General features: G+C 46.0%; 28 protein-coding genes. 19 read left to right on the forward strand and 9 right to left on the reverse strand.

Annotated elements, in window-relative coordinates; translation table 11 throughout:
• The first annotated feature begins 14 nt into the window (after positions 1-14).
• The gene (locus D1Z90_RS14160) at positions 15-488 is read left to right on the forward strand and encodes a low molecular weight protein-tyrosine-phosphatase (protein WP_119911431.1); all 474 of its coding nucleotides are present in this window, start codon (positions 15-17) and stop codon (positions 486-488) included.
• A complete protein-coding gene (locus D1Z90_RS14165; RefSeq protein WP_119911432.1) occupies positions 485-910 on the forward strand; it encodes an RNA-binding S4 domain-containing protein in 426 nt (141 codons plus the stop codon). The genes D1Z90_RS14160 and D1Z90_RS14165 overlap by 4 nt, the downstream gene beginning before the upstream one ends.
• Positions 911-970: 60 nt before the next feature.
• Here D1Z90_RS14165 and D1Z90_RS14170 read toward each other — a convergent pair whose 3' ends face one another.
• On the reverse strand, positions 971-1,324 hold the full coding sequence (locus tag D1Z90_RS14170; protein WP_119911433.1) for a RidA family protein: 354 nt from the start codon (positions 1,322-1,324) through the stop codon (positions 971-973).
• Between the two features lie 100 nt (positions 1,325-1,424).
• Between D1Z90_RS14170 and D1Z90_RS14175 the strand changes: the two genes are divergently transcribed.
• Positions 1,425-1,733 (forward strand): putative signal transducing protein, encoded by a 309-nt coding sequence (locus D1Z90_RS14175; RefSeq protein WP_119911434.1) that lies wholly within the window; start codon positions 1,425-1,427, stop codon positions 1,731-1,733.
• 2 nt (positions 1,734-1,735) lie between these two features.
• Positions 1,736-2,185, forward strand: coding sequence for a YaiI/YqxD family protein (locus D1Z90_RS14180; RefSeq protein ID WP_119911435.1), 450 nt, complete (start codon positions 1,736-1,738; stop codon positions 2,183-2,185).
• A gap of 55 nt (positions 2,186-2,240) precedes the next feature.
• On the opposite strand, the gene D1Z90_RS14185 is transcribed toward D1Z90_RS14180, so the two are convergent.
• Both D1Z90_RS14185 and rne read right to left on the reverse strand, forming a co-directional pair.
• Positions 2,241-3,812, reverse strand: coding sequence for a SulP family inorganic anion transporter (locus tag D1Z90_RS14185; protein WP_119911436.1), 1,572 nt, complete (start codon positions 3,810-3,812; stop codon positions 2,241-2,243).
• Positions 3,813-3,912: 100 nt separating this feature from the next.
• The gene (gene rne, locus D1Z90_RS14190; RefSeq protein WP_119911437.1) at positions 3,913-6,888 is read right to left on the reverse strand and encodes a ribonuclease E; all 2,976 of its coding nucleotides are present in this window, start codon (positions 6,886-6,888) and stop codon (positions 3,913-3,915) included.
• A 361-nt stretch (positions 6,889-7,249) separates the two neighbouring features.
• Between rne and rluC the strand changes: the two genes are divergently transcribed.
• A complete protein-coding gene (gene rluC, locus D1Z90_RS14195; protein ID WP_119911438.1) occupies positions 7,250-8,188 on the forward strand; it encodes a 23S rRNA pseudouridine(955/2504/2580) synthase RluC in 939 nt (312 codons plus the stop codon).
• Positions 8,189-8,281: 93 nt separating this feature from the next.
• On the opposite strand, the gene D1Z90_RS14200 is transcribed toward rluC, so the two are convergent.
• A complete protein-coding gene (locus D1Z90_RS14200; RefSeq protein WP_119911439.1) occupies positions 8,282-8,863 on the reverse strand; it encodes a Maf family protein in 582 nt (193 codons plus the stop codon).
• 128 nt (positions 8,864-8,991) lie between these two features.
• Between D1Z90_RS14200 and yceD the strand changes: the two genes are divergently transcribed.
• The 13 genes from yceD (at position 8,992) to D1Z90_RS14265 (ending at position 19,375) form a co-directional block, all read left to right on the forward strand.
• The gene (gene yceD, locus D1Z90_RS14205) at positions 8,992-9,516 is read left to right on the forward strand and encodes a 23S rRNA accumulation protein YceD (RefSeq protein ID WP_119911440.1); all 525 of its coding nucleotides are present in this window, start codon (positions 8,992-8,994) and stop codon (positions 9,514-9,516) included.
• 10 nt (positions 9,517-9,526) lie between these two features.
• Positions 9,527-9,697, forward strand: coding sequence for a 50S ribosomal protein L32 (gene rpmF, locus D1Z90_RS14210; protein WP_119911441.1), 171 nt, complete (start codon positions 9,527-9,529; stop codon positions 9,695-9,697).
• Between the two features lie 14 nt (positions 9,698-9,711).
• Positions 9,712-10,740: a phosphate acyltransferase PlsX gene (gene plsX, locus D1Z90_RS14215; protein ID WP_119911442.1), complete on the forward strand. Its 1,029-nt coding sequence runs from the start codon at positions 9,712-9,714 to the stop codon at positions 10,738-10,740.
• A 6-nt stretch (positions 10,741-10,746) separates the two neighbouring features.
• Entirely contained in the window at positions 10,747-11,706 is a 960-nt protein-coding gene (locus D1Z90_RS14220) for a beta-ketoacyl-ACP synthase III (protein ID WP_119911443.1), read from the forward strand.
• Between the two features lie 11 nt (positions 11,707-11,717).
• Positions 11,718-12,659: an ACP S-malonyltransferase gene (gene fabD, locus D1Z90_RS14225; RefSeq protein WP_119911444.1), complete on the forward strand. Its 942-nt coding sequence runs from the start codon at positions 11,718-11,720 to the stop codon at positions 12,657-12,659.
• A 1-nt stretch (position 12,660) separates the two neighbouring features.
• On the forward strand, positions 12,661-13,395 hold the full coding sequence (gene fabG, locus D1Z90_RS14230; RefSeq protein ID WP_119911445.1) for a 3-oxoacyl-ACP reductase FabG: 735 nt from the start codon (positions 12,661-12,663) through the stop codon (positions 13,393-13,395).
• Between the two features lie 159 nt (positions 13,396-13,554).
• Positions 13,555-13,794, forward strand: a complete 240-nt coding sequence (gene acpP, locus D1Z90_RS14235; protein ID WP_119911446.1) for an acyl carrier protein — start codon at positions 13,555-13,557, stop codon at positions 13,792-13,794.
• A 72-nt stretch (positions 13,795-13,866) separates the two neighbouring features.
• On the forward strand, positions 13,867-15,105 hold the full coding sequence (gene fabF / locus D1Z90_RS14240) for a beta-ketoacyl-ACP synthase II (protein ID WP_119911447.1): 1,239 nt from the start codon (positions 13,867-13,869) through the stop codon (positions 15,103-15,105).
• Between the two features lie 63 nt (positions 15,106-15,168).
• A complete protein-coding gene (gene pabC / locus D1Z90_RS14245; RefSeq protein WP_119911448.1) occupies positions 15,169-15,975 on the forward strand; it encodes an aminodeoxychorismate lyase in 807 nt (268 codons plus the stop codon).
• Positions 15,968-16,984: an endolytic transglycosylase MltG gene (gene mltG / locus D1Z90_RS14250; RefSeq protein WP_119911449.1), complete on the forward strand. Its 1,017-nt coding sequence runs from the start codon at positions 15,968-15,970 to the stop codon at positions 16,982-16,984. Before pabC ends, mltG begins: the two co-directional genes overlap by 8 nt.
• Entirely contained in the window at positions 16,984-17,619 is a 636-nt protein-coding gene (gene tmk / locus D1Z90_RS14255) for a dTMP kinase (protein ID WP_119911450.1), read from the forward strand. The genes mltG and tmk overlap by 1 nt, the downstream gene beginning before the upstream one ends.
• Complete coding sequence (gene holB, locus D1Z90_RS14260) at positions 17,616-18,593, forward strand: DNA polymerase III subunit delta' (protein WP_119911451.1); 978 nt, start codon at positions 17,616-17,618, stop codon at positions 18,591-18,593. The genes tmk and holB overlap by 4 nt, the downstream gene beginning before the upstream one ends.
• Positions 18,590-19,375, forward strand: coding sequence for a TatD family hydrolase (locus D1Z90_RS14265; protein ID WP_119911452.1), 786 nt, complete (start codon positions 18,590-18,592; stop codon positions 19,373-19,375). The genes holB and D1Z90_RS14265 overlap by 4 nt, the downstream gene beginning before the upstream one ends.
• A 180-nt stretch (positions 19,376-19,555) precedes the next feature.
• Here D1Z90_RS14265 and rsmF read toward each other — a convergent pair whose 3' ends face one another.
• The 4 genes from rsmF to D1Z90_RS14285 are packed head-to-tail and all read right to left on the reverse strand — an operon-like array spanning position 19,556 to position 24,866.
• Positions 19,556-20,986, reverse strand: a complete 1,431-nt coding sequence (gene rsmF, locus D1Z90_RS14270; protein ID WP_119911453.1) for a 16S rRNA (cytosine(1407)-C(5))-methyltransferase RsmF — start codon at positions 20,984-20,986, stop codon at positions 19,556-19,558.
• Between the two features lie 41 nt (positions 20,987-21,027).
• Complete coding sequence (locus tag D1Z90_RS14275) at positions 21,028-23,655, reverse strand: MlaD family protein (RefSeq protein WP_119911454.1); 2,628 nt, start codon at positions 23,653-23,655, stop codon at positions 21,028-21,030.
• On the reverse strand, positions 23,639-24,256 hold the full coding sequence (locus D1Z90_RS14280) for a paraquat-inducible protein A (RefSeq protein ID WP_119911455.1): 618 nt from the start codon (positions 24,254-24,256) through the stop codon (positions 23,639-23,641). The genes D1Z90_RS14275 and D1Z90_RS14280 overlap by 17 nt, the downstream gene beginning before the upstream one ends.
• A complete protein-coding gene (locus D1Z90_RS14285) occupies positions 24,243-24,866 on the reverse strand; it encodes a paraquat-inducible protein A (protein WP_119911456.1) in 624 nt (207 codons plus the stop codon). Before D1Z90_RS14285 ends, D1Z90_RS14280 begins: the two co-directional genes overlap by 14 nt.
• 219 nt (positions 24,867-25,085) lie before the next feature.
• Here D1Z90_RS14285 and D1Z90_RS14290 point away from each other — a divergent pair, with 219 nt between their 5' ends.
• Positions 25,086-25,385, forward strand: a complete 300-nt coding sequence (locus D1Z90_RS14290; protein WP_119911457.1) for a YebG family protein — start codon at positions 25,086-25,088, stop codon at positions 25,383-25,385.
• A gap of 265 nt (positions 25,386-25,650) precedes the next feature.
• Here D1Z90_RS14290 and D1Z90_RS14295 read toward each other — a convergent pair whose 3' ends face one another.
• Positions 25,651-25,893: a hypothetical protein gene (locus D1Z90_RS14295; RefSeq protein ID WP_119911458.1), complete on the reverse strand. Its 243-nt coding sequence runs from the start codon at positions 25,891-25,893 to the stop codon at positions 25,651-25,653.
• Between the last annotated feature and the right edge of the window lie 172 nt (positions 25,894-26,065).

Below are 26,065 nucleotides of genomic sequence, written 5' to 3' on the forward strand. Positions count from 1 at the left end.
AATAAAGGTAAGTCATGACTCAACCGGTCGCAATTTTAATGGTGTGTATGGGAAATATTTGCCGTTCGCCGACGGCGGAAGCCGTGATGCGTTTCAAAGCCAAGCAACAAGGCATAGCGGTGACACTGGACTCTGCGGGGACTATCAGTGCTCACAAAGGTGAAAAGCCTGATCAACGTTCTATGGTAGCAGGACAAGCAAGAGGCTATGACTTTTCCGGGATCCGTTCTCGTAAGGTGAAACCCAGCGATTTTGCCTCATTCGATATTATTCTGGCGGCAGATCATCAAAATATCACGGATTTATTGGCCATCTGCCCACCAGAATTTACGCATAAAGTCAGCCTGTTACTCAGTCATACTGAGCAAAGTATGGATGAAGTGCCTGACCCTTACTATGGCGGTGTAAAAGGCTTTGAGAAAGTGCTTGATTTAATCGAGCAAGGCTGTGAAGGTGTGCTGAAAAAGATAAGCATGAAGATAACATGAGTGAAGAATACGAAATAGAAGCCATTGGCGTTGAAGTATCGAGCCAGCCAATAGAATTATACAAAGTGTTAAAAATCGCTAACGCGGTCAGTGGTGGCGGAGAGGCGAAAGTGGTGATTGCCGATGGCTACGTGGCGGTGAATGGTGAATTAGAGCAGCGTAAACGATGCAAGGTTTATGACGGCGACTTGGTGGAGTTTAATCAAGAGTTTTACTTGGTAATATGCAATGAACCAGTCAGTGAGCCGGTGCGTAAGAGTAAAGTTTCGGTGGCGAATACGGGCCCTCAAAACCCAAACAAAACCAGAAGTAAAAAGGCGAAGAGCAAAAAATCCAGCGCTAATCAGCCCCGCACCAAAGCGGATAAAAAGTCAGAAGGTAAAACGGACTCGACCACAGGGCGTAAGCCAATCTTGTTTTAAACTCTGTGAGTTAAATCGGCTTTAGCCTCTGAATAAACAGAGGCCAAAGTCTTTATGCCTTTAAGACGCTATTTCGGCGGCAATAACTGAAATTTCTACTAGCAATGCCTCTCTAGCCATATCTGCAGTGACGCAGGCTCGTGCAGGCGCGTGTCCAGGCTCAACCCAATTATCCCAAACTTCATTCATCGCAGCGAAGTCGTCCATTGTTTTAATGTAAATGGTGGCTGAAAGCATGTGCTTTTTATCACTGCCAGCTTGCAGCAGTAACGTTTCAACCTTATCTAGCATGGTTTGCGTTTGCGCTTGAATACCTTCGCTAGCATCTGCACAAACCTGACCGCAAAGGTAAATGGTGCCATTATGCTTCACAATTCGGCTCATGCGTTGTTTGGTTTCTTGGCGTTCTATCATGACTTTTTAAACTCGGATGTTAAGATGGGCGCAGTTTAGCAATTATCAAAGGTATGTCTAGGCCTAGCATGCTTTTCAAGGTAAAGGCCACGGAGTTAAGATGAAGTTGGTGTACACCCATGAAAATCCGATAATGGTGAACAACATTAAAAATATATTGGCGCAAGCAGGCGTTGAAACCCTGCTGAGAAACGAGTTTAGTCAAGCCGGACTGGGCGAGATCCCCGCTTTTGATACTTGGCCTGAGTTATGGGTGATCGAGCCGTTGCAATATGAAAAAGCACAACAGTTAGTGGAAGCCATCAAGCAACAGCATAATGCACCGGCTTGGTTTTGCACTCAGTGTCATGAAGAAAACGATGGCAGTTTTGAAATTTGTTGGCAATGCCAGCATGAAAGAGAAGAGTAAACATGAATATTTGGGTGGATGCCGACGCGTGTCCTGTGGTGATTAAAGAAATCTTATACCGCGCGGCGCAGCGTACATCGATACACACAACTTTTGTTGCTAATTGTTATTTATCTTTGCCACCGTCACCGTTTTTACACGGATTACAAGTCTCGTCCGGTTTTGACGTGGCTGACGATGAGATAGTGGAGCGGGTGGAGCCAGGTGATCTGGTGATCACGGCAGATATTCCGTTGGCAGCTGAAGTCATTGAGAAAAAAGCCGCAGCACTTAGCCCAAGGGGTGAACTGTTTAATAAAGAAAATATTCGCTCGCGTTTGAATATTCGTGACTTTATGGACACCATGAGAAGCAGTGGTGTAAATACCGGTGGGCCTCCACCGTTAGGAGCAAAAGATAAAATGCAGTTTGCAAATGAATTGGACAGGCTGTTAGCGAAGCGGAAAAAATAATCGAAATAAAAAAGGGCTCTTAAGAGCCCTTTTTCGTGATTTACGGTCCAGTGGTTTAACCCAAGGTGTCGGTAACAACCTTATAATTAGGGTCTTCAATCATATTCACTTCAACCAAATCACCAGCGCGTTTTAGCAATTGACGACACTCTGGGCTTAGGTGCTTAAGGTGCAGCGTTTTACCCACCGCAATATAACGCTCGGCGAGGGTATCGATGGCTTCGATAGCTGAGTGGTCAACCACACGAGAGTCCGCGAAATCAATGATGATGTCCTTAGGATCGTTTTTGGTGTCAAACAGCTCAAGGAAGTTACTGACTGAACCAAAAAAGAGTGGGCCATGCAAACGGTAAATTTTATGCTCGTCGTCAGGTTGCGTGCTAGAGGCATAAATATGTTTAGCATGCTGCCAAGCAAATACCAATGCAGATACGATCACACCGACAAAAACAGCGATAGCTAAGTCTGTTAACACTGTGACCACAGTAACCAAAATGATGACAAAGGCGTCATGTTTTGGCACTTTACGCATGACTTTGAATGATGCCCATTCAAAGGTGCCTAACACCACTATGAACATAACACCGACCAGCGCGGCAAGTGGTACCACTTCAATAATGTTGGATGCGAACAAAATAAAGGCGAGTAAGCCTAGCGCTGCGGTAATACCAGATAACCGACCACGGCCCCCTGAATTAATGTTGATCATTGACTGGCCAATCATGGCACAGCCACCCATGCCGCCGAATACGCCGTTAGTCATGTTCGCCACACCTTGCGCCACACATTCTTTATTACTACGGCCTCGGGTACCTGTCATTTCATCTATCACAGTGAGGGTTAAGAGTGACTCGATTAAGCCTACAGCCGCTAAGATAAGTGAATAAGGAAGGATAATCTTCAACGTTTCTAAACTGAAGACCACGTCAGGTAACGCAAAACTTGGCAAGCTGCCTTGCACAGTTGCATTGACGTCGCCTGTCATGTTGATCAGGTAATCCTGTACGTTACGGGTATCAAGATCCAAACCAATCGCCAATAAAGTCACCGTTGCAATGGCCACCAGTGAAGAAGGCACCGCAGTGGTCAGTTTAGGCAAGAAGTGGATGATAGCCATGGTTAATAAAATTAAGCTGCCCATGACTATGAGATCTGTATTGCCGAGCCATTGGTAAACATTATTACCGGCATCATCAATCCCGACCTTTTCTTTGAATTGGCCAAATTGAGCGAGGAAAATGACAATTGCTAAGCCATTGACGAAGCCGATCATCACTGGGTGAGGCACAATTCTGATAAATTTACCTAGTCGAAATACCCCGGCAAGCACTTGAATAATACCTGCCAGTAAAACGGCAGCAAACAAATACTGTACGCCATGTTCAGAGACAAGGGACACCATGACCACCGCCATGGCACCGGTAGCGCCAGAAATCATGCCTGGACGGCCACCAAAAATAGAGGTGATTAAACCTACCATGAAGGCCGCATAAAGCCCAACCATAGGTTCAACACCAGCTACAAAGGCAAAGGCAACGGCTTCTGGCACTAATGCCAGCGCCACGGTTAATCCAGACAGCACGTCGTTCTTGACACTGGCGCTGGAGAATTTGGGGAACTCAAACATGTCTCAATTTTTCTCTTTAATGGCAAGACCTCATGTCTCACCTGTATACACTAAAAAAGACCGCCGAAGCGGTCTTTGTCATTGCCGATAGTCAAACCAATTATTGGCTAGTACGGCTCATGTCGCTACTGGCCTTGCTGGTCGCAAACAAACTGCCTGCTTGTTTCACCGACTTATTGATAGCCGCACGGTCACAAGCGATTCCAGGTACCACGGTTTCTTTTGCTGCAGGGGCAAAGTTCGGTTTAGTCATTCCCGAACAAGCGTGGCCACCGCTTTTAGCTGCGGCTTTAACTACAGGCTTGACCTTGGGCTTCTCCGTAGCCGGCTTTTTAGTGGCTACTGATTCAGCCTCTGCCGTTTCCGGCACTGCTGGTGGCGCTTTTTCTTGCGTAGCGCCAGGCTGCTCAGCTGTCTGCGTTGCTAAACTTGAGTCAGTTTGTTGAGAAACGGCAGCGATAGCTGGTTTAGACTCAGCGGGTTCAGTTGTGGCGTCATTTTCTTCAGGGTAACGAGATTGTATCGGATCTTCCGTTTTTTGCTCATTACGTTGGTCGCTGAAGCGTTTACGGCGGTAATTGCCAGTGCGAAGATGACGAGAGCCACGACGTGGGCGAGATTCTTTATCCGACTCGGTGTTATCCGCCTCAGCATCGCCGGTTTGACTATTGTTAGTCACTTCGTCGCTAGCTGCTGCAGGTTTGTTAGCTTCAGCTGTTTCAGCGTGAGGCGCAGTCTCTTCAACAACAGGCTTATCAACCGTTTCTACTTGAGCGGGTGTTGCTTCAGCGACTTCAACGGTTGGCTTAACTGCTGGCTCTACCACAGGTGTCGATTCAGCTGTTTTGGCCGATACCGTTTCGTTCACTGCAGGTGAGTTTTTCTGATCTTGCTCGTTCGCCTGAGTGTTATCGGCTTTAGGCGTTTTTTGACGAGGACCACGCTGACGACGAGGCTTCTTCTCTGTCGGCGCTTTTTCAGTTGCTTCAGCTTGTACAGCAGCCGCTTCTTGTTGTGGGTTCTCATCTTTCACGCGTACTTTTTTGCGCAAATTACGACGCTGTCTGCGCTCTGCAACAACCTGCTCTTTGTCTTGCGACTCAGGGCTGCGTTCTTGGCGCTTGCGTTTAGGCTTTTCTTTACGCTCTTGACGTTCTGGACGTTCATTTTTCTTTTGATCGTCGTTATCGCGGGCTTGATCCGGTTTGTTACCACGACGTTTATTGCCGCGCTCTTCACGACTACGCTCATTGCGGTCGTTACGGTCTTCACGATTGCGATCATCACGATTGCGGTTATTACGACGGCGACGACGTTGATCGTTATTACGGCCCGAGTTTGCCTTTTTCTCTGGCGCGGCTTTTTCTTCCTCTTGTTGCTCTTGAGGGCTAGAGAAGATAGAGCCAATAGCAGCAAAGATACGGCTAAAAATGGAAGGTCCTGCCGTTTGTTCTGCCTTAGGTGCGGGAGCTGCCGCTTCTGGGTTACGAGCAAACCCTTGAATCGCAGGCTCTTCGGCAGCAGCTTTAGCTGCGCTTATCTGCCCTGGTTGATAAACTTCTGCAGTGCGCTCTAAGCTGTTGTAGTCAATCACTTCAACTTCATCGTTCTTACGTACTCGCGACACTTCAAAATGCGGAGATTGCAGGTTTTCGTTTGGAATGATGTAAGTTTCTACGTTGTGGCGCTTTTCGATTTTAGCCACCGCGCGGCGCTTTTCATTCAACAGGTAAGCCGCGACAGGCACCGGCACCATAGCTTGTATTTGCGAAGTATTTTCTTTGATCGACTCTTCTTCAATCAAGCGCAAAATTGCAAGTGCTAAGGACTCGTTGTCACGAATAGTGCCTTGGCCATTACAACGAGGACAAACGTGAGAAGCCGATTCACCCAATGAAGGGCGTAAACGCTGGCGAGACATTTCCATTAAGCCAAAACGAGAAATACGACCAAGTTGCACGCGTGCGCGATCTTGACGGACAGCTTCACGCATGCGGTTTTCAACTTCACGTTGATGGCGAACCGGAGACATGTCGATAAAGTCAATAACGACCAGGCCACCTAAGTCGCGTAAGCGCAGTTGACGAGCGATTTCATCAGCGGCTTCAAGGTTGGTGTTTAAGGCCGTTTCTTCGATATCACCACCGCGAGTCGCGCGTGCGGAGTTAATATCAATAGAAGTTAACGCTTCTGTTGGGTCAATAACGATTGAGCCACCAGAAGGTAAACGCACTTCACGCTGAAAAGCCGATTGAATTTGGCTTTCGACTTGGTAGTGAGTAAACATTGGCGCTTCAAGCTGATACAACTTCACTCGGCTTAAGAAGTCTGGGCGAACCATTTCAATGTGCTGCTTAGCCAACTCGTAAGTTTTAGCGTGATCAATCAGGATTTCGCCGATATCGCGGCGTAAATAATCACGAATTGCACGAACAATGACGTTAGACTCACGATGTATTAAGAAAGGAGCAGGGCGTTTGGCTGACTCATCAGTGATGTGTGACCAGTGGTTGATCAACATTTTTAAGTCGTGCTCTAGCTCTTCAGCAGATTTACCCACACCGGCAGTACGGACGATGAGCCCCATGCCTTCTGGTAATGTCAACTGACTTAACGCTTCTTTAAGTTGGGTGCGCTCGTCTCCTTCAATGCGACGAGAAATACCGCCAGCACGAGGGTTGTTAGGCATCAATACCAAGTAAGAGCCAGCTAAACTAATGAAAGTGGTTAACGCTGCGCCTTTATTGCCTCGCTCTTCTTTTTCAACTTGAACAATCACTTCTTGGTTTTCTTTTAGAACGTCTTTAATGTTGGGACGTCCTTGGTAAGTGTAACCTTTAGGAAAGTAGTTTTTAGCGATTTCTTTTAGTGGCAAAAAGCCATGACGTTCAGCACCATAATCCACAAATGCAGCTTCTAAACTCGGTTCAATACGAGTGATTTTGCCTTTGTAAATGTTTGCTTTTTTCTGGTCGTGGCCTGGGCTTTCAATGTCTAGATCGTACAAGGTTTGCCCGTCAACAAGGGCAACACGCAACTCTTCTGCTTGAGTCGCGTTGATTAGCATTCTTTTCATATTTTCTCAATTAAATTCGGTTTCATTTTTATTCGCCACATCCACTGGCTGCTGCGGGCCCCGGGTCTTTAGCAATGTAATGCAACCTCACGGTTGGAAATGCATGGGGCGCTGTCTTGGCAGCGTACAATTTGTACTAGTTTATAGTTGAACGCTTAACGTGCCTGGCAGGCTTATAATGGTTGAATGCGGCGCTCATACAACGCTATTTTTACTACGTTAGATATTAAAATAGCGGTTGTTTTGTTTTTTTCCTCATTTTCCATGGGAAAAAACCAGCCGATTATCCCACTTTGTAGGTTGATATAGCAAGGCATTATTTTTTCAATTATTGGCTAGATCATCTGTTATTATGTGCGCCATGAACGATATTTATAAAACAGTACAAATGTTGACCATCGATGACGAGTATCAAGGTCAGCGTATCGACAACTTTTTGATAGCACGCTTAAAAGGCGTGCCCAAAAGCATGGTATATCGCATCGTCAGAAAAGGCGAAGTGAGGGTCAATAAAAAACGCATCAAACCGGAATACAAGCTGCAAGCAGGTGATGTCGTGCGAGTGCCACCTGTGCGTGTGGCTGAGCGAGACGCTCCACCTTCTCCAAAACTTAATCAAATTGCCGCCCTTGAACAACAAATTGTCTATGAAGATGATTATTTGATTGTGCTGAATAAACCTTCGGGTTTAGCGGTACACGGTGGCAGCGGGCTGAGCTTTGGAGTAATAGAAGGTTTGCGAGCCTTGCGGCCCCAGTGCCGTTTTTTAGAGTTAGCTCATCGTTTGGACAAAGATACTTCCGGTTGCTTGATGATCGCTAAAAAACGCAGCACATTAAAAGCGCTGCATGATCAGCTACGTAAAAAGACGATGCAAAAGCGTTATCACGCCTTGGTGTTGGGCAATTGGCCTAAAACCAAACGTTTGGTTGACGCACCATTGTTAAAGCAAGCGGAGCAATCGGTCGTGCGGGTTCATCCTGAAGGCAAGGCATCTGAGACGCGTTTTAAAATTATTCAACGTTATCAAGGGGCGACATTGGTCGAAGCGAGTCCTATTACCGGTCGAACCCATCAGATACGGGTGCACACTGCTTGTAACGGACACCCCATTGCCGGCGATGATAAGTACGGCGACGACGGTTTTTCTAAGAAAATGGCTGAGCAGGGCCTAACTAGGTTATTTTTACATGCTGCTGAGTTGAATTTCTTTCACCCTGGTATTGAGCAAACGCTGCAAGTCAAAGCTCCTGTATCCGCCGATTTGTTGGCGGTGTTGGAAAAGCTTGCTCGAGCTTAACGTGATGGAGCCGGTCATAGCCGGAGCAGCCTAATATAGCGGACTGCTGCAAACGAGGTGCAACCCTGCGAGGTGCACCTGTGAGCAGGCCGTTTATATCACTTGGATCCCTTCTTGTTCTAACATGGCAATCAGGCTAATGAGAGGCAAGCCAATTAAGCTATTGGGATCTCGGCCATCAAGTCGAGAAAACAAGCTGATGCCTAAGCCTTCACTTTTAAAGCTCCCTGCGCAATTGTAAGGTTGCTCGGCGTGTAAGTAGCGAGTGATCATTGCTTCGTTTAATTGACGAAAGTGCACATGAAAGGGTTCAACTAACGACTGAACCTTACCTGAGTCCGTATTGATGAGCGCGAGGCCGGTGTAAAAGCTAATGACTTTGCCACTGGCATTGCTAAGTTGCTCCAATGCGCTTTCGAAATTGCCGGGCTTACCTAAGATCTCTCCATTATTTACACATACTTGGTCTGAGCCAATGACCAGGGCATTGCTGGACGAGTCAGCAACAGCTTTGGCTTTGTCGATGGCTAACCGTTCCACCAGTTCAATGGCTGTTTCGTCTTGTAAAGGCGTTTCATCTGTCTGCGGCTTAGCAGTTTCAAAAGGCAGTTGTAACTTTTCTAAAAGCGCTTTACGAAATGGCGAAGTAGAAGCCAAGATTATTTTTTTATTCATATTAATATCTGGAATTTAGCTAGGATGAGGCTATTGTATTTTAAGCAAGCTACAGAAAGCGAGAATAACAGTAAAAAACGCGTTTTTCCTTTGACTCTAATTGTCTGAATCTATATTATGCGCGCCTTATGCAAAGACTTAAGATACAAATTAGCGTTGATCCTATCCGCGCGGCGCAAAAGAAGATAGACATGCAGGGTATTATCCCCGCGGCTTCTTTGAACCGTTTAGCGGAATCAACCCTTGGTATTTGCAATGATATTGAAGCAAACTTGAGTTTTGAGTTTGATCACCAGAGACTGCCGGTTGTTAAAGGTAATGCTAAGGTTGATTTAATGCTTGAGTGTCAGAGATGCGGCGAAGCATTTCAGTATACTTGTGAAACCGAGTTTATTTACAGTCCTGTGCGTGCCGACGCAGAGGAAGTCGATTTACCAAGCGCTTACGAGCTTGTTGAACGGGATGAAGAAGGTGAGATAAATCTTTTTCAGCTTGTAGAAGATGAACTGATTTTGAATCTGCCATTGATTGCGATGCATGATATTACAGATTGTAAGGTCAAAGACTTTGATACCTCGTTTGGCGAAATCGTAGAAGAAAAGCGCGTTAACCCATTTGCGGTTTTAGAAGATCTAAAACGCAATAGTAAGTAAGGAGTCAGCCATGGCTGTTCAAAAGAGCAAAAAATCTCGTTCTAAGCGCGGCATGCGTCGTTCACATGATGCACTAGGAACATCTCAACTATCAGTAGACGCAACGTCAGGTGAACTTCACCGTCGTCACCACGTAACTGCTGATGGTTACTACCGTGGCGAAAAAGTAATTAACCAGTAAGGTTAAGTACTGCCTTGCACGATCTCTCGGTCGCGCTAGATGCCATGGGGGGCGACTATGGCCCCCAGGTTTCTGTGCCTGCTGCTAAGCAGGCACTAAACACCTTCCCAGAACTTCATATACTCATGGTTGGCGACAGTGCCGTCCTTGAACCTCTATTAGTTCAGCATCAGCTTCAGCACCACTCGCGTTTACGCTTGATTCATGCCAGTGAAGTGGTAGGAATGAACGATAAACCTTTGGTAGCCTTGCGCAGTTTAAAAGACTCTTCAATGCGTGTCGCGCTCAACCTTGTCAAGACAGGGGAAGCAAAAGCATGCGTCAGTGCAGGTAACACCGGTGCTTTAATGGCGCTATCTAAAACTATCTTAAAGGTATTGCCAGGTATTGACCGACCCGCATTAATTTCAGCCTTGCCCAATTTACAAGGCGGTCATACCTATTTGCTCGACCTAGGTGCAAATATCAGTTGCGATGCGGATACTTTATTTCAATTTGCCTTGATGGGGTCAGTAATGGCTGAAGAGGTGGAAGGTCGCGCATTTCCCAAAATTCATTTGTTAAATGTTGGCGAAGAAGAAATCAAAGGCAATGACCAAGTCAAGCAAGCCGCACAGCTCTTGTCTCAATGCCAGCAAGTCAATTATTGTGGCTATATTGAAGGGAATGACTTATTCAGCGGCAAAGCCGATGTCATCGTCGCAGACGGTTTTGTCGGCAATGTTACCTTAAAAACTTGTGAAGGCTTGGCTAAACTGTTTAAACAACAGATGATTTCAAGTATAAATCATAATTGGTTTAGCAAATTATGCGGTTGGCTGTTAAAGCCGGCTCTCAAACCGCAACTCGCATACATGAACCCAGATTTATATAATGGTGCCAGTTTGATAGGCCTAAGAGGCATCGTCATTAAAAGTCACGGCAGCGCGCAACAAAATGCCTTTTTTAATGCCATTGGTGAAGCGATTAAAGAAATTGAACGTCAAGTTCCCGCTCAGATAACTGATAAGTTAGAAGCGGTATTATTAGAAAGAGATTGTTGATTCCTTATGTATACAAAAGTGATAGGAACCGGGAGCTATCTTCCCGAAGCAGTACGCACGAACCATGATTTAGAACGCATGGTGGAAACCAGTGATGAGTGGATCACTGCGCGAACTGGCATTAAAGAACGCCGAATTTCTTCACAAGAAGAGTCGGTGGCGTATATGTCTTATCAAGCGTCGTTAAATGCCATTGACGCCGCCGGCATTCAAGCCCAAGACATCGACCTCATAGTCCTTGCCACGACTTCTGCTAACAATGCATTCCCAGCTGCGGCTTGTGAGGTACAGGCCTTATTGGGTGTACCATCCATTCCTGCGTTTGATTTAGGTGCAGCGTGTGCCGGTTTTACTTATGCACTTAGCGTTGCCGATAACTTTATTCGCAGTGGCATGTACAAAACCGTATTAGTGATTGGCGCAGATGCGCTGTCTCATACATGTGACCCGGAAGATCGTAGCACCGTTATCTTATTTGGTGATGGCGCAGGTGCTGCCGTTGTGCAAGCGAGTTCGCAACAGGGTATTTTATCTACTCAAATCAATGCCGACGGCCGTTACGGCGAATTACTCAAATTACCGAACCCACAACGTGGGGTATCCGGCAGCGAATTAGACTCTTTCATGTTTATGAAAGGCAATGACGTCTTTAAAGTTGCGGTAACAAAACTGAGCGAGCTGGTTACCCAAACGTTGGCAGCGAATGGCATCGATAAATCGGAGCTAGATTGGCTGGTCCCTCACCAAGCTAACTTTCGCATCATTAAAGCCACCGCAAAAAAACTCAACATGCCCCTTGAGCAAGTTATTTTAACCCTTGATAAACACGGTAATACTTCTGCTGCGTCGGTGCCAATTGCTTTTGATGAGGGGATTCGAGACGGCCGAATAAAACCCGGGCACCTTGTATTATTAGAAGCTTTCGGCGGCGGTTTCGCTTGGGGCTCAGCTTTAATTAGAATGTAAAAGGAACAATAATGGCCACATTTACTATTGCTTTTCCAGGTCAAGGCTCACAAGCCGTTGGCATGCTTGCTGATTTAGCGGAAAAGTTTGACGTTGTCACAGATACTTTTAAACAAGCCAGCGATGTTCTTGGATACGACTTATGGCAATTGGTGCAACAAGGCCCGGCTGAAGAGTTGAATAAAACGTTTAAAACCCAGCCTGCGTTGCTGACCGCTTCGGTAGCTATTTGGCGTGTCTGGCAAGCTCAAGGTGGTGCTACGCCAAGTGTCATGGCGGGCCACAGCTTAGGCGAATACTCAGCCTTAGTATGTGCGGGTGTGATTGATTTTCAAGATGCCATCAAATTGGTAGAATTGCGCGGAAATTTAATGCAGCAAGCAGTGCCAGAAGGCATTGGCGCCATGGCCGCCATCATTGGCCTTGCCGATGATCAAATCGCTAAAGCGTGTGAGCAAGGCGCGGAAAATGAGGTGGTAGCACCGGTTAACTTTAACTCGCCAGGACAAGTCGTCATTGCGGGTAATAAGGCTGCGGTTGAGCGTGCTGGCGACTTGTGTAAGGAAGCGGGCGCAAAACGCGTGCTACCTTTACCAGTGAGCGTACCTTCTCATTGTGCGCTGATGAAACCAGCTGCCGATGAATTGGCTAAAACCCTTGCGGATATGAGCTTTAATACGCCTGACATCCCGGTCATCAATAACGTTGATGTCGCTGCTGAAACAGATCCTGCGGCGATCAAAGACGCGCTAATTCGCCAGTTATACCGTCCTGTACGTTGGACTGAAGTCGTGACTAAAATGGCGCAAGACGGTATCACCCTAGAGATTGAAATGGGTCCTGGTAAAGTGTTGTCAGGCCTAGTACGAAGAATTGATAAATCCATTGCAGCAGCAGCTGTCAATGATGTAGCCAGCCTTGAACAAGCTTTGGTTACGGTAACAGGGGAATAACATGAATTTTGAAGGCAAAGTTGTCTTAGTCACTGGCGCAAGCCGTGGCATTGGTCGTTCGGTTGCGGAGTCATTTGTGGCAAAAGGCGCAACAGTCGTTGGAACCGCTACCAGTGAGAAAGGCGCCGCCGCCATTGCTGAATACCTTGGCGATAATGGCACCGGGCTGGTTTTGAACGTCACCAGTGCAGAGTCCATTGAGCAACTATTTACTGACATTAAAGCGCAGTTTGGCGATATCGATGTATTAGTAAACAATGCCGGTATTACCCGCGACAATTTAACCATGCGTATGAAAGACGACGAATGGCAAGATATCATGGACACCAACCTTACTTCGATTTTCCGCCTGAGCAAATCAGTATTACGTGCTATGATGAAAAAACGTAATGGTCGTATTATTAGTATTGGCTCTGTAGTGGGAACTATGGGTAATGCTGGACAGTCTAACTACGCAGCAGCTAAAGCCGGTGTGATAGGTTTTACCAAATCACTTGCCAGAGAAGTGGCTTCCCGTGGCATTACCGTGAATGCGATTGCCCCAGGTTTTATTGAAACAGATATGACTAAGGCCTTGAATGATGAGCAAAGAGCCTCAATATTAAGTCAAGTGCCAGCGGGACGCCTTGGCGACCCGAAAGAGATTGCTGACACTGTATGCTTTTTAGCCTCTGACAGTGCGGCTTATATTACCGGCGAGACGCTACACGTCAACGGCGGTATGTATATGGTTTAAAACCATAATGTAACCGAGATGTTGAGAAATCGTATTTTTTAGAGAAAGTTCACGAAAATACCGGATTTAACAGCGTCTCGGGGTTGAATCTTTCATGCGATGGAATACACTATCGCGACTAACGCAAATTAGCGTATTTTCTAAAGGAAAAAAAAGATCATGAGTAACATTGAAGAACGCGTAAAGAAGATCATCGTTGAGCAACTTGGTGTAAAAGAAGAAGAAGTTAAAAATGCAGCTTCTTTCGTTGATGACTTAGGCGCAGACTCACTTGATACTGTTGAACTAGTTATGGCTCTTGAAGAAGAATTCGATACTGAGATCCCTGACGAAGAAGCAGAAAAAATCACTACAGTTCAAGCTGCAATTGATTACGTTGAAAACAACAAAGAGTCATAGTTTAGACAAGTTATTTTTTCTAAGGGCGGTCATTTGACCGCCTTTTATTTATCTAGTACCCGGAGATTTTTTGTGTCAAAACGCAGAGTAGTTGTGACTGGTATGGGAATGGTATCACCAGTCGGTAATTCAGTTCAGGATTCCTGGAAAGCGCTAGTCGCGGGTGAGAGTGGCATTTCAAATATCGATCACTTTGATACTGCTGATTATTCTACAAAATTTGCAGGTCTAATCCGTGACTTAAATGTTGAAGACTACATGAGCAAAAAAGATGCTCGTAAAATGGACTTATTCATTCAGTACGGTGTTATCGCTGCAGACCAAGCTTTTGTTGACAGTGGTTTAGAAGTGACACCAGACAATGCACGCCGTATCGGTGTGGCGATTGGTTCAGGTATCGGTGGTTTGGGTTTAATTGAAGCCAACGCAGCCAACCTGCAAAAATCTGGTCCACGTAAAATCAGCCCTTTCTTTGTACCTTCAACCATCATCAATATGGTATCTGGCCATGTTTCTATCAACAAGGGTTTGAAAGGTCCAAACATTGCCGTCACTACCGCGTGTACTACTGGTGCTCATAGCATTGGTCTTGCAGCACGTATGATCCAACACGGTGACGCAGACGTGATGTTTGCTGGCGGTGCTGAGAAAGCATCGACTGAGCTAGGTATGGGCGGCTTTGGTGCGGCACGTGCTTTGTCTACTCGTAACGATGAGCCTAATAAAGCCAGTCGTCCTTGGGACCAAGACCGTGACGGGTTTGTCTTAGGTGACGGTGCTGGTGTTGTAGTACTTGAAGATTATGATCACGCGATAGCTCGCGGAGCAAAAATCTACGCAGAATTAGTCGGTTTCGGCATGAGTGGTGATGCTTATCACATGACGTCGCCTCCGGCGGATGGCGAAGGCGCTGCGGCAGCAATGCAAAATGCGTTGGATGATGCCAAACTTCAGGCGTCTGACATTGATTACATTAACGCGCACGGGACTTCAACTCCTGCGGGTGACATTGCTGAAACGTCTGCGGTTAAGTCTGTGTTTGGTGACAGCGCGAAGTCAGTATTAGTCAGCTCAACGAAATCGATGACCGGACACCTATTAGGTGCTGCGGGTGCGATTGAAGCTATTATCAGTATCATGGCGCTGCGTGACCAAGTGGTTCCGCCAACGATCAATTTAGAAAATCCATCTGAAGGATGTGATTTAGACTATGTACCAGGCGTTAGCCGCAAAGCTGATCTTGAGTACGTTTTATCTAACTCCTTTGGTTTTGGTGGCACAAACGGCTCTTTGATCTTCAAACGCGTATAACCTTACTGCGTAAAAGACCGTTTTCTGGTATAAAGCCTGATACTTTTGTATCGGGCTTTTTTTATGATGTTAATAAATGGTAAAGCAGCGACAGATTTACCGATTTCCGACCGCGCCACACAATACGGAGATGGCTTTTTCACCACGGCTAAAATTGTCGAGGGTGAGGTGCAATTCTGGCGCGATCACGTTGAACGTTTAATGCTCACCTCAAAAGCATTGCACATTGAGCTGCCGAGCGTGTTGGACTTGTTTCAAGAAGTACAACAATTAGTGCAGCAGCATCCAGATGGCGTTTTAAAAATTATGATCAGTCGTGGCCAAGGTGGTCGCGGTTATAGTCCTGCGGGGTGCTCTAAAGCAACACGTGTGTTGTCTATCAGCGAGTTACCTAGCCATTATACGCAGTGGCAACAAACCGGTATTGAGCTGGCGGTGTGTGAGCAAAAAATTGCATCAAGCCCAATGTTAGCAGGTTTAAAAACGTTAAACCGACTTGAGCAAGTATTGCTAAAACGGGAAGTTGAGTTAACGGGCAAAGAAGATGGCTTGGTATTGGCACAAGACAATACGGTTGTTGAGGCAACGGCAGCCAATATTTTCTGGTATCATCAGGGCACCTGGTATACGCCAGACCTGCGCCAAGCAGGAATAAAAGGGATAATGCGGAAACAGGTTCTTGCTGCGTGTGAAAGAGCGAATATGCCATGCCAACAAGGCCAATATCCTTTAACTGATGTGCTCGCAGCGGATGCGGTATTTATCTGTAATTCTTTGATGGGCCTTGTGCCTGTTAAGCAATGTCAACAGCAGTCATGGACAGACTTTACTGCCATACAGCGTCTACAAAAAGAAATGGATTATGCTTAAAAAAATATTTCTGTCGTTTTTGTTTTTATGCTTACTTGCCGCCGCCGCGGCATATTTTGCTTGGCAACAATTCCAAGATTATCGCGCAGCGGCGATAGTCAACGTTGAGCAAGTATTCAAAGTGCCCTCTGGCACGCATTATGGCCAGCTAGAGCGAATGCTAACTGAAGCAGGCATGCTGCAAGCTACGCCCATTTACACTCCGTATTTCTATAAAGCTGTCGGTAAGTTACGGCCGGAACTAACGCGTCTTAAAAGTGGCAATTTTAAACTGGAAGCCGGTTGGACCCTTGAGCAAGTGTTAGCGCATATTGTCAGCGGTAAAGAGTATCAATTCAAAATCACTTTTGTCGAAGGCAGTACTTATAAGCAATGGCAGCAGCAAATAGAGTCGACAACGGGCGTAACGGTCACGGGGGGATTAGATGATGAAGCGGCCTTAGCGGAAAGCTTAGGCTTACGTCAAAACAAACTTGAAGGCTTTCTGCAGCCGCAAACTTACTTCTTTGCTTACGATATCAAAGATGTTGACATCGTTAAGCGGGCTTTTAATGCACAAAAAGATTACCTCAAGCAAGCATGGGCTGAAAGAGATCCTGAGCTGCCTTTAGAAACCCCTTATGAAGCCTTGATTTTAGCCTCAATCATAGAAAAAGAGACCGGGCACGCGCCTGAGCGAGATACGATATCTTCGGTATTTGTGAATCGCATGCGGGTAGGCATGCGCCTGCAAACGGATCCCACCGTTATTTATGGCATGGGCGAGCGTTATAAAGGCAATATCACGAAAAAAGACTTACGAGAGAAAACGCCTTACAACACTTATACTATCGATGGCTTGCCGCCAACGCCGATTGCAATGCCTGGCGTCGATGCCATTCATGCTGCATTGCACCCTGCTGACACTAAGTACTTCTATTTTGTTAGCAAAGGCAATGGCCAACACTATTTTTCAAAAAATTTGAAAGAACACAATCGCGCAGTGCGTAAATATATTTTAAAAAGATGATGAAACAAGATACTGGTAAATTCATAGTTATTGAAGGCCTGGAAGGGGCGGGGAAAAGCACGGCTGTTGCAGCAGTAAAAAGCTGGTTAGCGCAACGAGGGATCACCGATATAGTGTGTACTCGGGAGCCTGGCGGAACGCCTCTGGCAGAGAAAATGCGCAGCTTGGTGAAAGAGGTCAGTGATGAAACCTTAGCCGATAATGCTGAATTGCTGCTGATGTATGCTGCAAGGGTGCAACTTGTTGAAACGGTCATCAAACCTGCATTAGCGAGAGGCGCATACGTGATTGGCGATCGCCATGATTTGTCCTCTCAAGCCTATCAAGGTGGTGGCCGTGGTATCTGTTTGCAACAGATACAGCAAATTAAACAGGCTGTACTAGCTAACTTTTCGCCTGACTTGACGATATACATGGATATCGATCCAGAATTGGGTCTTAGCCGCGCGAGCGCTCGAGGTGAGTTGGATCGCATCGAGCAGCAAGCCTTGGCATTTTTTGAGCGCACACGTCATCAATACAAAAGCTTGGTCGCGCTTGACCCTCATGCCATTACCATCGATGCCAGCAAGTCAATCGAACAAGTGGCGCAAGCGATCTCGCTGGCGTTAACAGAGCAAGAGTCGCGGCTGTGATTTTTCCTTGGCTTGAGCCAATCGCGCAGCAATTAGCGCAGCAATATCGCGCTGCCCATTTACATCATGGTTTGTTATTTTGTGGCATTAAAGGCCTTGGCAAACAAGCGTTAGCGTTAAACCTGAGCCAACTCTTGTTGTGCGAAAATGATGGCCTACAAAGTTGCGGCTTTTGCCATAGCTGTGAATTATTTAAAGCCGGTACCCATCCTGATTTTCACCGTTTAGCTGATAACGACAAGCATCATATTAGCATTGATGATATTCGCAGCTTAAACAAAGTGATGGCAGAGCGTTCGCAGCAGGGTGGCAGTAAGGTGGTGGTGATAGACAATGCCGAAAACTTTAATGAGTCTTCGGCTAACGCCATTTTAAAAACCTTAGAAGAGCCTTCTGCTAATAGTTATCTTATTTTACAGTGCGAAAGCTTGGGTCGCCTTATGGCGACGATAACTAGTCGTTGCCAAAAAATCACCTTGAGCGCTCCTAGTTTTGAGCAGACGCAAGCATGGCTGGCGCAGCAAGGCGTTGGGCACTCCTTACATTCTGGGCTTTTTCATATGCACCAAGGCGCGCCATTGGCCTTGTTAGCGGCATTACAAGGGGAAGAAGCGCTGACGTATCTAGGGTTGGCGCCGAAGATGGATGAATACTTGAAAGGTAAAACGGCTCCTTTTGAAGTCGCTGGCTACTTACACAACCATAAAGAGCAGGGGTTAACTTGGCTTTATTACTGGTTGCAAGATGTGCAAAAACTCTCTTTGGGAGCGAATCAACGACTGCTGGTGTTTGCAGAGCATGCAAGCAGTATATTACAGGTCGCTAACCAACTTACGGTAAGCCAAGTATACCACCTCTCTGCTGAGTTGCTGGCGTTGCAGCAGGCTTTTCGTCAACAAAGCGGTTTAAACCAAGAGTTATTAATCAGTCAGTTTTTATTAAAAATTAAACACCTATTCGGAGCAAAACAGTGATTGTTGATTCCCATTGTCACCTCGACAAACTTGATTACGAAAATAAGCACCAAAGCATTGCCGATGTGATTGCCAAAGCAAAGGCAAGGGGAGTTGACCATATTCTTTCTGTGGCGGTTGAGTTAGATGAATTTGAACCACTTGAAACACTGACAGCGCCATTTGATAACGTATTTTTATCATGCGGAATACACCCTCTGCACCAAAACTCGGATCGCAGTGAACAGCGCTTGCTAGCATATTGTCAGCAAGACAATGTGGTAGCGGTTGGAGAAACCGGTTTAGACTATTTTTACTCCCCGGATGATAAAGAGGCGCAACAAGAATGTTTTAAACGCCACATTCGTGTCGCCAGGCAGGTACGTAAACCGCTGATTGTTCATACGCGAGATGCGAGGCAAGACACGTTAGACATTCTTGCGCAACACGGTGAAGGTGACGTGACAGGCGTATTGCACTGTTTTACAGAGTCTCTAGAGATGGCTAAAACCGCGATTGAAATGGGTTTTTATATTTCCATTTCAGGCATTGTGACTTTCAAAACGGCGCAAGCGTTACGTGAAGTGGTGGCAGCAGTGCCGCTTGAGCGTTTATTGGTGGAAACAGACTCACCTTACCTCGCCCCAGTGCCATATCGAGGCCAGCAAAATGAGCCGGCTTATACCCGCGCGGTGGCTGAGTTTATTGCTGAAATAAAAGGCATCACCGTAGAGCAGGTTGCAAAACAAACCAGCGCCAATTTTTTTAGTTTGTTCCAGCACGCAAAATCGGTGACAGGTTGAACATTATTAGGCAGAGCTGTACATAAAAAAATGCCCGAGACTATTCCAGTTTGTCCCGAGCGTAGGGGAAGGGGTAGTTAATTGTCACTGTTTGTTATCTAATTGAAGCGGGTGATTTGGCGCTCGCTTCGTTTCCATGAATTAACTATAACCCTAGTTCACAACGGTTGTTTTTTCACCTTATTGGGTGAAAAGATTGCCGTCTTTTACCAGCTCTCTGGGTAAGTTATTCTTTATTCTTGTGTTTACCCATTTACCTAATCCCACTGTGTGGCCTTTGTAAGTCAATAATACTTCACCTTTGCCACTGAGGCCGCTTTCTGGACGAATATCCCGGCCCATATAATACTCTTGGCACTGCTCGAGGGAGAGTTCAAAGGTCCCTTTTGTGGCTTGGCTGCCTAATGCTAAAGCCCATTCATGAGTTAAGCGGTAATTCTTCTTGAACATCTCCGCCAATTTAATTCCGACACGGTCAAATTTTAATTGGCCGATCAGAGGCTTGAAAACTTCAGGAAATAACCAAAGCTCGTTATCCCGGTTAAATACTTGCCCTTCAAGTTGCGAAATACCAAATTGCGACTCGAGGTAATCGGTAAATAGGGCGATATCTTTTTTGTTCATTGCTTTAAATGGGAACCTGCCAAGGCGCTTCTTCGCTTTCGGTCCTGCTTGGCTGGCGGTTTTACGAAAGCCAGCAACAAAAAAGCCTTCGCTGTCGTAAATTTGCGGCCAGATATGCAAATAACCTTCTGCCGTTGCGCTGCGCTCAGCGTGCGGGAATAAGTCAGCCAGTGAGCAGGCTTCAATATTACCTTCAAAAGTGGCTAACAAGTGATCACAGACATGCTGGTTTTCTTCTTGGCTGAGGGTACAAGTCGAGTAAATCAGCGTGCCGCCGGGTTTCAACGCATAAAAGGCGCTTTCTATTAGTGCTTTTTGGGTATCGGCGATGGCATCGATGGCGCTTTGGCACCAGTTTTTCATCGCATCGGGATCTTTTCTCACCGTACCTTCGCCAGAGCATGGCGCATCCAATAAGATGGCATCAAAGGTTTCAGGTAGCCAACTGCCAAAGACTCTGGCGTCAAAGTTGGTGAGCGCGACGTTTTTAATGCCACAACGCTGCAAGTTAGAGTACAACCCTTTAATGCGGCTTGCAGAAAACTCATTCGCAACCACTAAGCCTTGATTACTTACCGCCGCCGCAATTTGGGTTGTTTTAGAGCCTGGAGCGGCTGCGGCGTCAAGTAACACAGCATCTTCTGTGTTATTGAATAAGTGAAACAAAGCAGTGACAGGCATCATCGAGCTGGCTTCTTGGATGTAAAACAAACCCGCAAGGTGTTCGGCTGAGTTCCCTAATGGGGTAGCATCATCACGGGTGATCCAAAAGCCGTCTTGACACCAAGGCACGGGTTCAAGCTGCCAACCTAAGGTTTCGGCGCGTGCTAAAAAGTCCGTCACGCTGATTTTTAATGTGTTAACACGGATACTTTTACGAAGTGGCTGCTGACAAATATCAATGAAGTCTTGCATTGATAGTTCAGAGGGCATGATGCCTTCAATTTTGGATAAAAATTGTTCTGGAAGATATACGTTGTTAGCCACAGTTTGCCCCCTAAAAAATTAAGGGGCAAATTTTATCACAGTTATGGCCGTATTTGCGTTTGCCATGTTAGCCAACGTTGATTTAATTCTTGCGCCAGCTTAAATTTTTGACCAGGCCTTGCCGGCTTTTGCAGTGGCTTTTTATCGGGAGTTGCAAAGGAAATGCCGCCTTTTAAAATGGCTTCGATAGACTCGGCTTTGAGTGACGCGCCGGTGATACCAACATCCATGTTAAAACCAGAAGCTTGCCAGAAAACGGTATTACGGCGAACCAGGTGTTGATATTTTGGCTCTATTAATACGGTGATCTCTACTTCATCACCAAAATAGCCAATGTCAAAGTGGCTGACTTGGCCAACTTGAACTTGGCGGTAGTAAACGGGACTACCTATGCTCAATGAGCCGGCACGGGGAGCGGTAAGTACGAGTGAAAGGCCAGCTTCGCTGTTCGCTAACGGCGCTTTTTCAAGGGCATGGAACACCGTCTTACGGTGGCCTTTACCTGGAGTCGCTGCTATGTAGGGGCCAGCTAACACAGTGTCTAGGTGTTTTGCTCCACTCAAACCTAGTTCAGCTGTGACCTGCCAAAACTGACTGCCGTCTTTACTGAACATCGCGGCGAACGCTTCTTTAAGCTGAATACTGGCGCGCACTTTTTGAGTTTTCAGATCCAACCTGAGCTGTGCAATCTCACCTATCTCTAGTCCTTTGTGTTTCACCTTGGTGCCTTTTGCGAGACCACTGGCATGCTCAAAGTTAACCGCGATGGTTTTTATCACTTGAGTCGCGGCTTGGTAGTCCGCGTGCAAAGGGTAGTATTGGCCTACCTTTGGCGCAGGCTTATTAAGGTTATCAAAAGCGACCCCTCCGGCAGCGATGGCTAATAAAGACTCTGTTTGTACTTCTAGTCCTGACAAGCCTCCGCTCACTTTAATACCGCTGACGTCCCAGAAAACGGTTTTATCATTGATGAGGTGGCGGTATTGGCCGTCAATATATAATTCAATCACGACCTTTCCAGCGCGATTTAAGTAGTAGTCATGGACTTGGCCAACTGGCAGCTTTTTAAAGTAGACCGGCGATCCTTGGGTCACCGAACTCATTTTTGTGGTGATTAATTTGATTTTGAGGGGTTTGGCAAAAGCTTGCTTGCCTAATTTAGCCAAGGCTAGATCAGGGTATAAACGGTATTGCTTGGCGCGCTCACCTTGTGCGCGATTATTGGGATTATAAAAAGCGATCCCCCCTTGCAGCAAACTGCTTAACGGCTCAGAAGTCAGCTCCATGCCTTTGATAGATGCTTTTACAGAAATCCCCCCGACCTTGTAAAAACGGCTAGAGCCTGCGACCAACTCGGCGTATTGCGATAAAATAGACAGTTTAATTAATACTTTGTCAGCGCCTTCGTCGAGGGTAATGTGAGTGATTTCACCCACGGGTAAGCGTCGATAAAATACCTTGTCACCCCGTTTTATCGCGCTGGCATCTTCCGCTTGCAAGGTGACGGCGATGGCATTTTTATCTGTGCCTTCGCCGGCCAGAACCACAAAGGTGCGCATTGGCCTACCTTCAGCGGGTGAAAAGCCGATGTAATTGCCTTTCAGTAAGTTGCCTAAGTTTTTCACTCCTGCAAACCCCAGTTCGGCACGTTCAACCCAGAATTTGGCGTTATCACTGAGCTGTTCCGCGAACATGGGCTCAATCACCGCAAATGCGGTAAAGGTTTGAGATTGGTTAACTTTTACTTCTGTGATTTTACCGGCTTGAAAGCCCTTGTAGATGATAGGTGTACCTGCGCCAATGTTATCCAATTTACTAAGCTTTAATTGTACTTTTGCACCGCGACCAGCAGCGTTGACGTCATCGTAGAATTTAAACAGGAAGTTGGCAGGGGCCTTAATGCCGTCTTTAGGGGAGTCAAAAGCGATGGCGCCAGAAATGATCGAAGCCAAGCTTTCGGTGTTCACTTGTAAGCCGTTGAATGAGAAATCGGCGCGGATACCACTGACGTTCCAAAAACGCGTATCTTGTTTAACTAAATCAGCATACTTAGGGTCGATATTTAAGTGTATTTCCACTTCTTGCGCATCGCGGACCAGGCGAAAATCATACACTTCACCCACTTGAATTTTTTTGTAGTAAACAGGAGAACCAACCGATACGCTGCCCATGTCTTTAGACAAGAGCTTCACTGTGAGGCCTTGCTCGGGTTGAATCAAAGGCTGTTCGTCGGCGGCGACAAAGCGGCGTTTATCCGCCCCCATTCCGGGCTGCATATTGATATAGCTACCTGAGAACAGGGTTTCTAGGCCCGATATGCCGGTTAATGACGCTTTGGGCTTGACTAACCAGAACAACGAACCGTCTTTAAGCATATGCTCCGCTTGTTTATCAATCTCGACATGAACGTAGACGCCCTGAATGTCTTCATCGAGCTTGATGGCTTTCACTTTACCCACAGTTACACCTTGGTAGCGGACTTGGGTTTTGCCAACCAAGATGCCATTGGCATTGGCAAAGTGGATGGTAATGTCAGTACCGGCGTTGGCGTAGTGCTTGTAAACCAGCCAAGCACCCAGCACTAATGCAAGAAGAGGTAAAAACCAAATCGCAGAGAGCCGATTTGATTGCTTAATAGCCGGCGTCGGTGGTTCAGTGTTTCCAGTCATTATCTTGTTCCAAATCCCACATTAATCTTGTATCAAAACTTTTTGCTGCAAATAAAGTAAACACCACCACCAAGGCAAAAGCTGTGGCGCCTGGGCCTGGAATAACAGTTAACAGTTGGCCTTTGTCGATAAGGGTTATCATGATGGAAATGACAAATAAATCCAACATCGACCAACGGCCAATCCAGTCTATAAATTGAAACATTTTAAATCGGGTTCGATGGCGAATGTTCAAACGCCACTGTACCGACACTAAAATTACGGCGATGCCAACAATTTTTATTATTGGCACCAAAATAGACGCCACAAATACAATAATAGCAATGCCTTGGTTATCAGTATTATACAAGGCTATCACGCCTGACATAATGGTGTCAGGTGTATCGCCTACCTGAGTACTTAAAACGGTAATTGGGCTAAAGTTTGCGGGTAATAAACAAATGCAAGCTGTGATCAAATACGCCCACGTTTTTTGTAGGCTATAGGCAAACCTTGTTTGTAACGTATGCTGGCAACGAGGGCAGGCAGAGCCAGGAGACTCAGAGCATAAGTAGCCACAGCTGTCGCAGCGGGTCAGGCGGTGATCTTTAGCGGATAACATCAACTTTTACCTTGTTCCAATACGTTTCAGCGTCATACACGGATAAAATCATGCTGTTCACTAACATTAACGCAATAAAACACACCAAGCCTAAGCCCAGGTGCACGTCTCCCAAGTCGACCAACTTTACTAACGCCACCAAAAATGACACGAGGTAAACTTCGAGCATTGACCAATGGGTCATCACGTCAACGGCTTTGAGTAAGGGTTTCAGAATGGGTGTTAGTAGATTAAAACTGATACAAAAGCTGGCGCTGGCGAGTGCCAGTAACATCAGCGCAGGAGCAAGGGTCACGCACAAAAGTATCAGTAAGGCAATAAATTGGTCGCCTTCTTGGTATACTTTTTCGACGGCACTAATCAGGCTAACCGAATCGGTTATGCCCACCATGGTCAAGGACAACAAAGGGTAAATGTTAGCCGGCACAAGCAAAATCAGCGCGGTGAGGCATAAAGCCAAGATGGCGCTGGGGGAGCTGCGAGAAACAAAATATAAGCGACTGCCACATCGTGGGCAGTGTGCTTTCTGGCCGGGCAAGAGCGCAGTCTTACTGATTAATAAATCACAGTGCTTACAGGCAATGTGCTTGTTATCTATTTGTTTTTCCATGGCCTTAATATACTCGCTAAGGCAACCTTTTCACAAATAAACATTATAAATTAACAATTGGCTATTTGTTTAAAAAGTGATACTGTATAAAAAAACAGTTAAGTAATAAGCCAGATATTGTCGATTTGTCACCTTATCTAGGCGTATTGCTGTTCTCTTTGGAATCTTAATAAGCCTTAGTAGGGTTTGTTACAAATGGCTTAACAGCAGAGGTGCTTCGTGGCAGTCATCACTAAATACATTGTAGAAAGAAATGGTGAAGAAAAAATGACATTTACCAGTAAAAAAGAGGCGGATGCCTACGACAAAATGTTGGATACCGCAGATGAAATGGCGGCTTTTTTACAAACTGGTCCTGTAGCCCTTGATGAGCAACAACTCGAAGAGCTGGGTTTATACCTGGCCAGTAACAAAGAAGATGTGATGCAGCTGTTAAAAGGCAACAAAGTAGCGGCAGCAAAAACGGCTACAACTGATAAAAAAGTAAAAGACATAAAATCCGCTAAGCCAGCGGCTTAACGCCAGCTCGCGGAAACGTGCGTCTGGTATAGAAGGCGCGCGCAAGGGTGAAAACCAAAACAGGCTTGTGCTTAGGCACAGGCCTGTTTTGGTTTGCGCTTGTTGCAGCTTCTATAGCGTTGTTTGGCCCTTTGCATTGATGCAGGCGTGAATGGCGGTTTGGTGGCATTTAAGAATAAAAGGGCGTTGCGTTTTGATAAAGAGGGCATCAGAAAAATAGGCTAGTGGGAGCAAGCTCCCACTAAAAACCTGCATAGAAAGGAGGTTATGCAGGTAAAACGGTTAAATTGATAATTCTGACTAATACGGCAATAAATAAAATCAGTGAGCCATAGCGAATAAACTTAAATTCAGCCACAGATAGGTCACTGACACGGTTAAAGAAGATTTTTACTGGTGCAGACCACTGCGCGGTTCGTTTACCGTAACTGGTCACGCCAAACAATACCAAGGCTAAACCTAAGGCAAAGCTGACCGGCTCTAATATTTGTAAAGCTTGTATCCACATGCTTTCTACCTTAACTGTTAACTCTTTGTTAAATAATAGAGAAGTGGAAATAACTTGGTATTAGCGAATAGTCTAATAGGCATGGATAAATTAAGACTAAAGCGCAAAATAGAGTGAACTGAGGTGGTTTTTAGGCACAAAAAAAGGAGCTCTGAGAGCTCCTTTAGGCATT

It is taken from the genome of Motilimonas pumila (assembly GCF_003596335.1).
GTDB lineage: Bacteria > Pseudomonadota > Gammaproteobacteria > Enterobacterales > CBDFNC01 > Motilimonas > Motilimonas pumila.

Coding starts and splice junctions, on each gene's coding strand:
- D1Z90_RS14160 (WP_119911431.1), top strand. CDS start 15: ATGACTCAACCGGTCGCAATTTTAATGGTGTGTATGGGAAATATTTGC.
- D1Z90_RS14165 (WP_119911432.1), top strand. CDS start 485: ATGAGTGAAGAATACGAAATAGAAGCCATTGGCGTTGAAGTATCGAGC.
- D1Z90_RS14170 (WP_119911433.1), bottom strand. CDS start 1,324: ATGATAGAACGCCAAGAAACCAAACAACGCATGAGCCGAATTGTGAAG.
- D1Z90_RS14175 (WP_119911434.1), top strand. CDS start 1,425: ATGAAGTTGGTGTACACCCATGAAAATCCGATAATGGTGAACAACATT.
- D1Z90_RS14180 (WP_119911435.1), top strand. CDS start 1,736: ATGAATATTTGGGTGGATGCCGACGCGTGTCCTGTGGTGATTAAAGAA.
- D1Z90_RS14185 (WP_119911436.1), bottom strand. CDS start 3,812: ATGTTTGAGTTCCCCAAATTCTCCAGCGCCAGTGTCAAGAACGACGTG.
- rne (WP_119911437.1), bottom strand. CDS start 6,888: ATGAAAAGAATGCTAATCAACGCGACTCAAGCAGAAGAGTTGCGTGTT.
- rluC (WP_119911438.1), top strand. CDS start 7,250: ATGAACGATATTTATAAAACAGTACAAATGTTGACCATCGATGACGAG.
- D1Z90_RS14200 (WP_119911439.1), bottom strand. CDS start 8,863: ATGAATAAAAAAATAATCTTGGCTTCTACTTCGCCATTTCGTAAAGCG.
- yceD (WP_119911440.1), top strand. CDS start 8,992: ATGCAAAGACTTAAGATACAAATTAGCGTTGATCCTATCCGCGCGGCG.
- rpmF (WP_119911441.1), top strand. CDS start 9,527: ATGGCTGTTCAAAAGAGCAAAAAATCTCGTTCTAAGCGCGGCATGCGT.
- D1Z90_RS14220 (WP_119911443.1), top strand. CDS start 10,747: ATGTATACAAAAGTGATAGGAACCGGGAGCTATCTTCCCGAAGCAGTA.
- fabD (WP_119911444.1), top strand. CDS start 11,718: ATGGCCACATTTACTATTGCTTTTCCAGGTCAAGGCTCACAAGCCGTT.
- fabG (WP_119911445.1), top strand. CDS start 12,661: ATGAATTTTGAAGGCAAAGTTGTCTTAGTCACTGGCGCAAGCCGTGGC.
- acpP (WP_119911446.1), top strand. CDS start 13,555: ATGAGTAACATTGAAGAACGCGTAAAGAAGATCATCGTTGAGCAACTT.
- pabC (WP_119911448.1), top strand. CDS start 15,169: ATGATGTTAATAAATGGTAAAGCAGCGACAGATTTACCGATTTCCGAC.
- mltG (WP_119911449.1), top strand. CDS start 15,968: ATGCTTAAAAAAATATTTCTGTCGTTTTTGTTTTTATGCTTACTTGCC.
- tmk (WP_119911450.1), top strand. CDS start 16,984: ATGAAACAAGATACTGGTAAATTCATAGTTATTGAAGGCCTGGAAGGG.
- D1Z90_RS14275 (WP_119911454.1), bottom strand. CDS start 23,655: ATGACTGGAAACACTGAACCACCGACGCCGGCTATTAAGCAATCAAAT.
- D1Z90_RS14280 (WP_119911455.1), bottom strand. CDS start 24,256: ATGTTATCCGCTAAAGATCACCGCCTGACCCGCTGCGACAGCTGTGGC.
- D1Z90_RS14285 (WP_119911456.1), bottom strand. CDS start 24,866: ATGGAAAAACAAATAGATAACAAGCACATTGCCTGTAAGCACTGTGAT.
- D1Z90_RS14295 (WP_119911458.1), bottom strand. CDS start 25,893: ATGTGGATACAAGCTTTACAAATATTAGAGCCGGTCAGCTTTGCCTTA.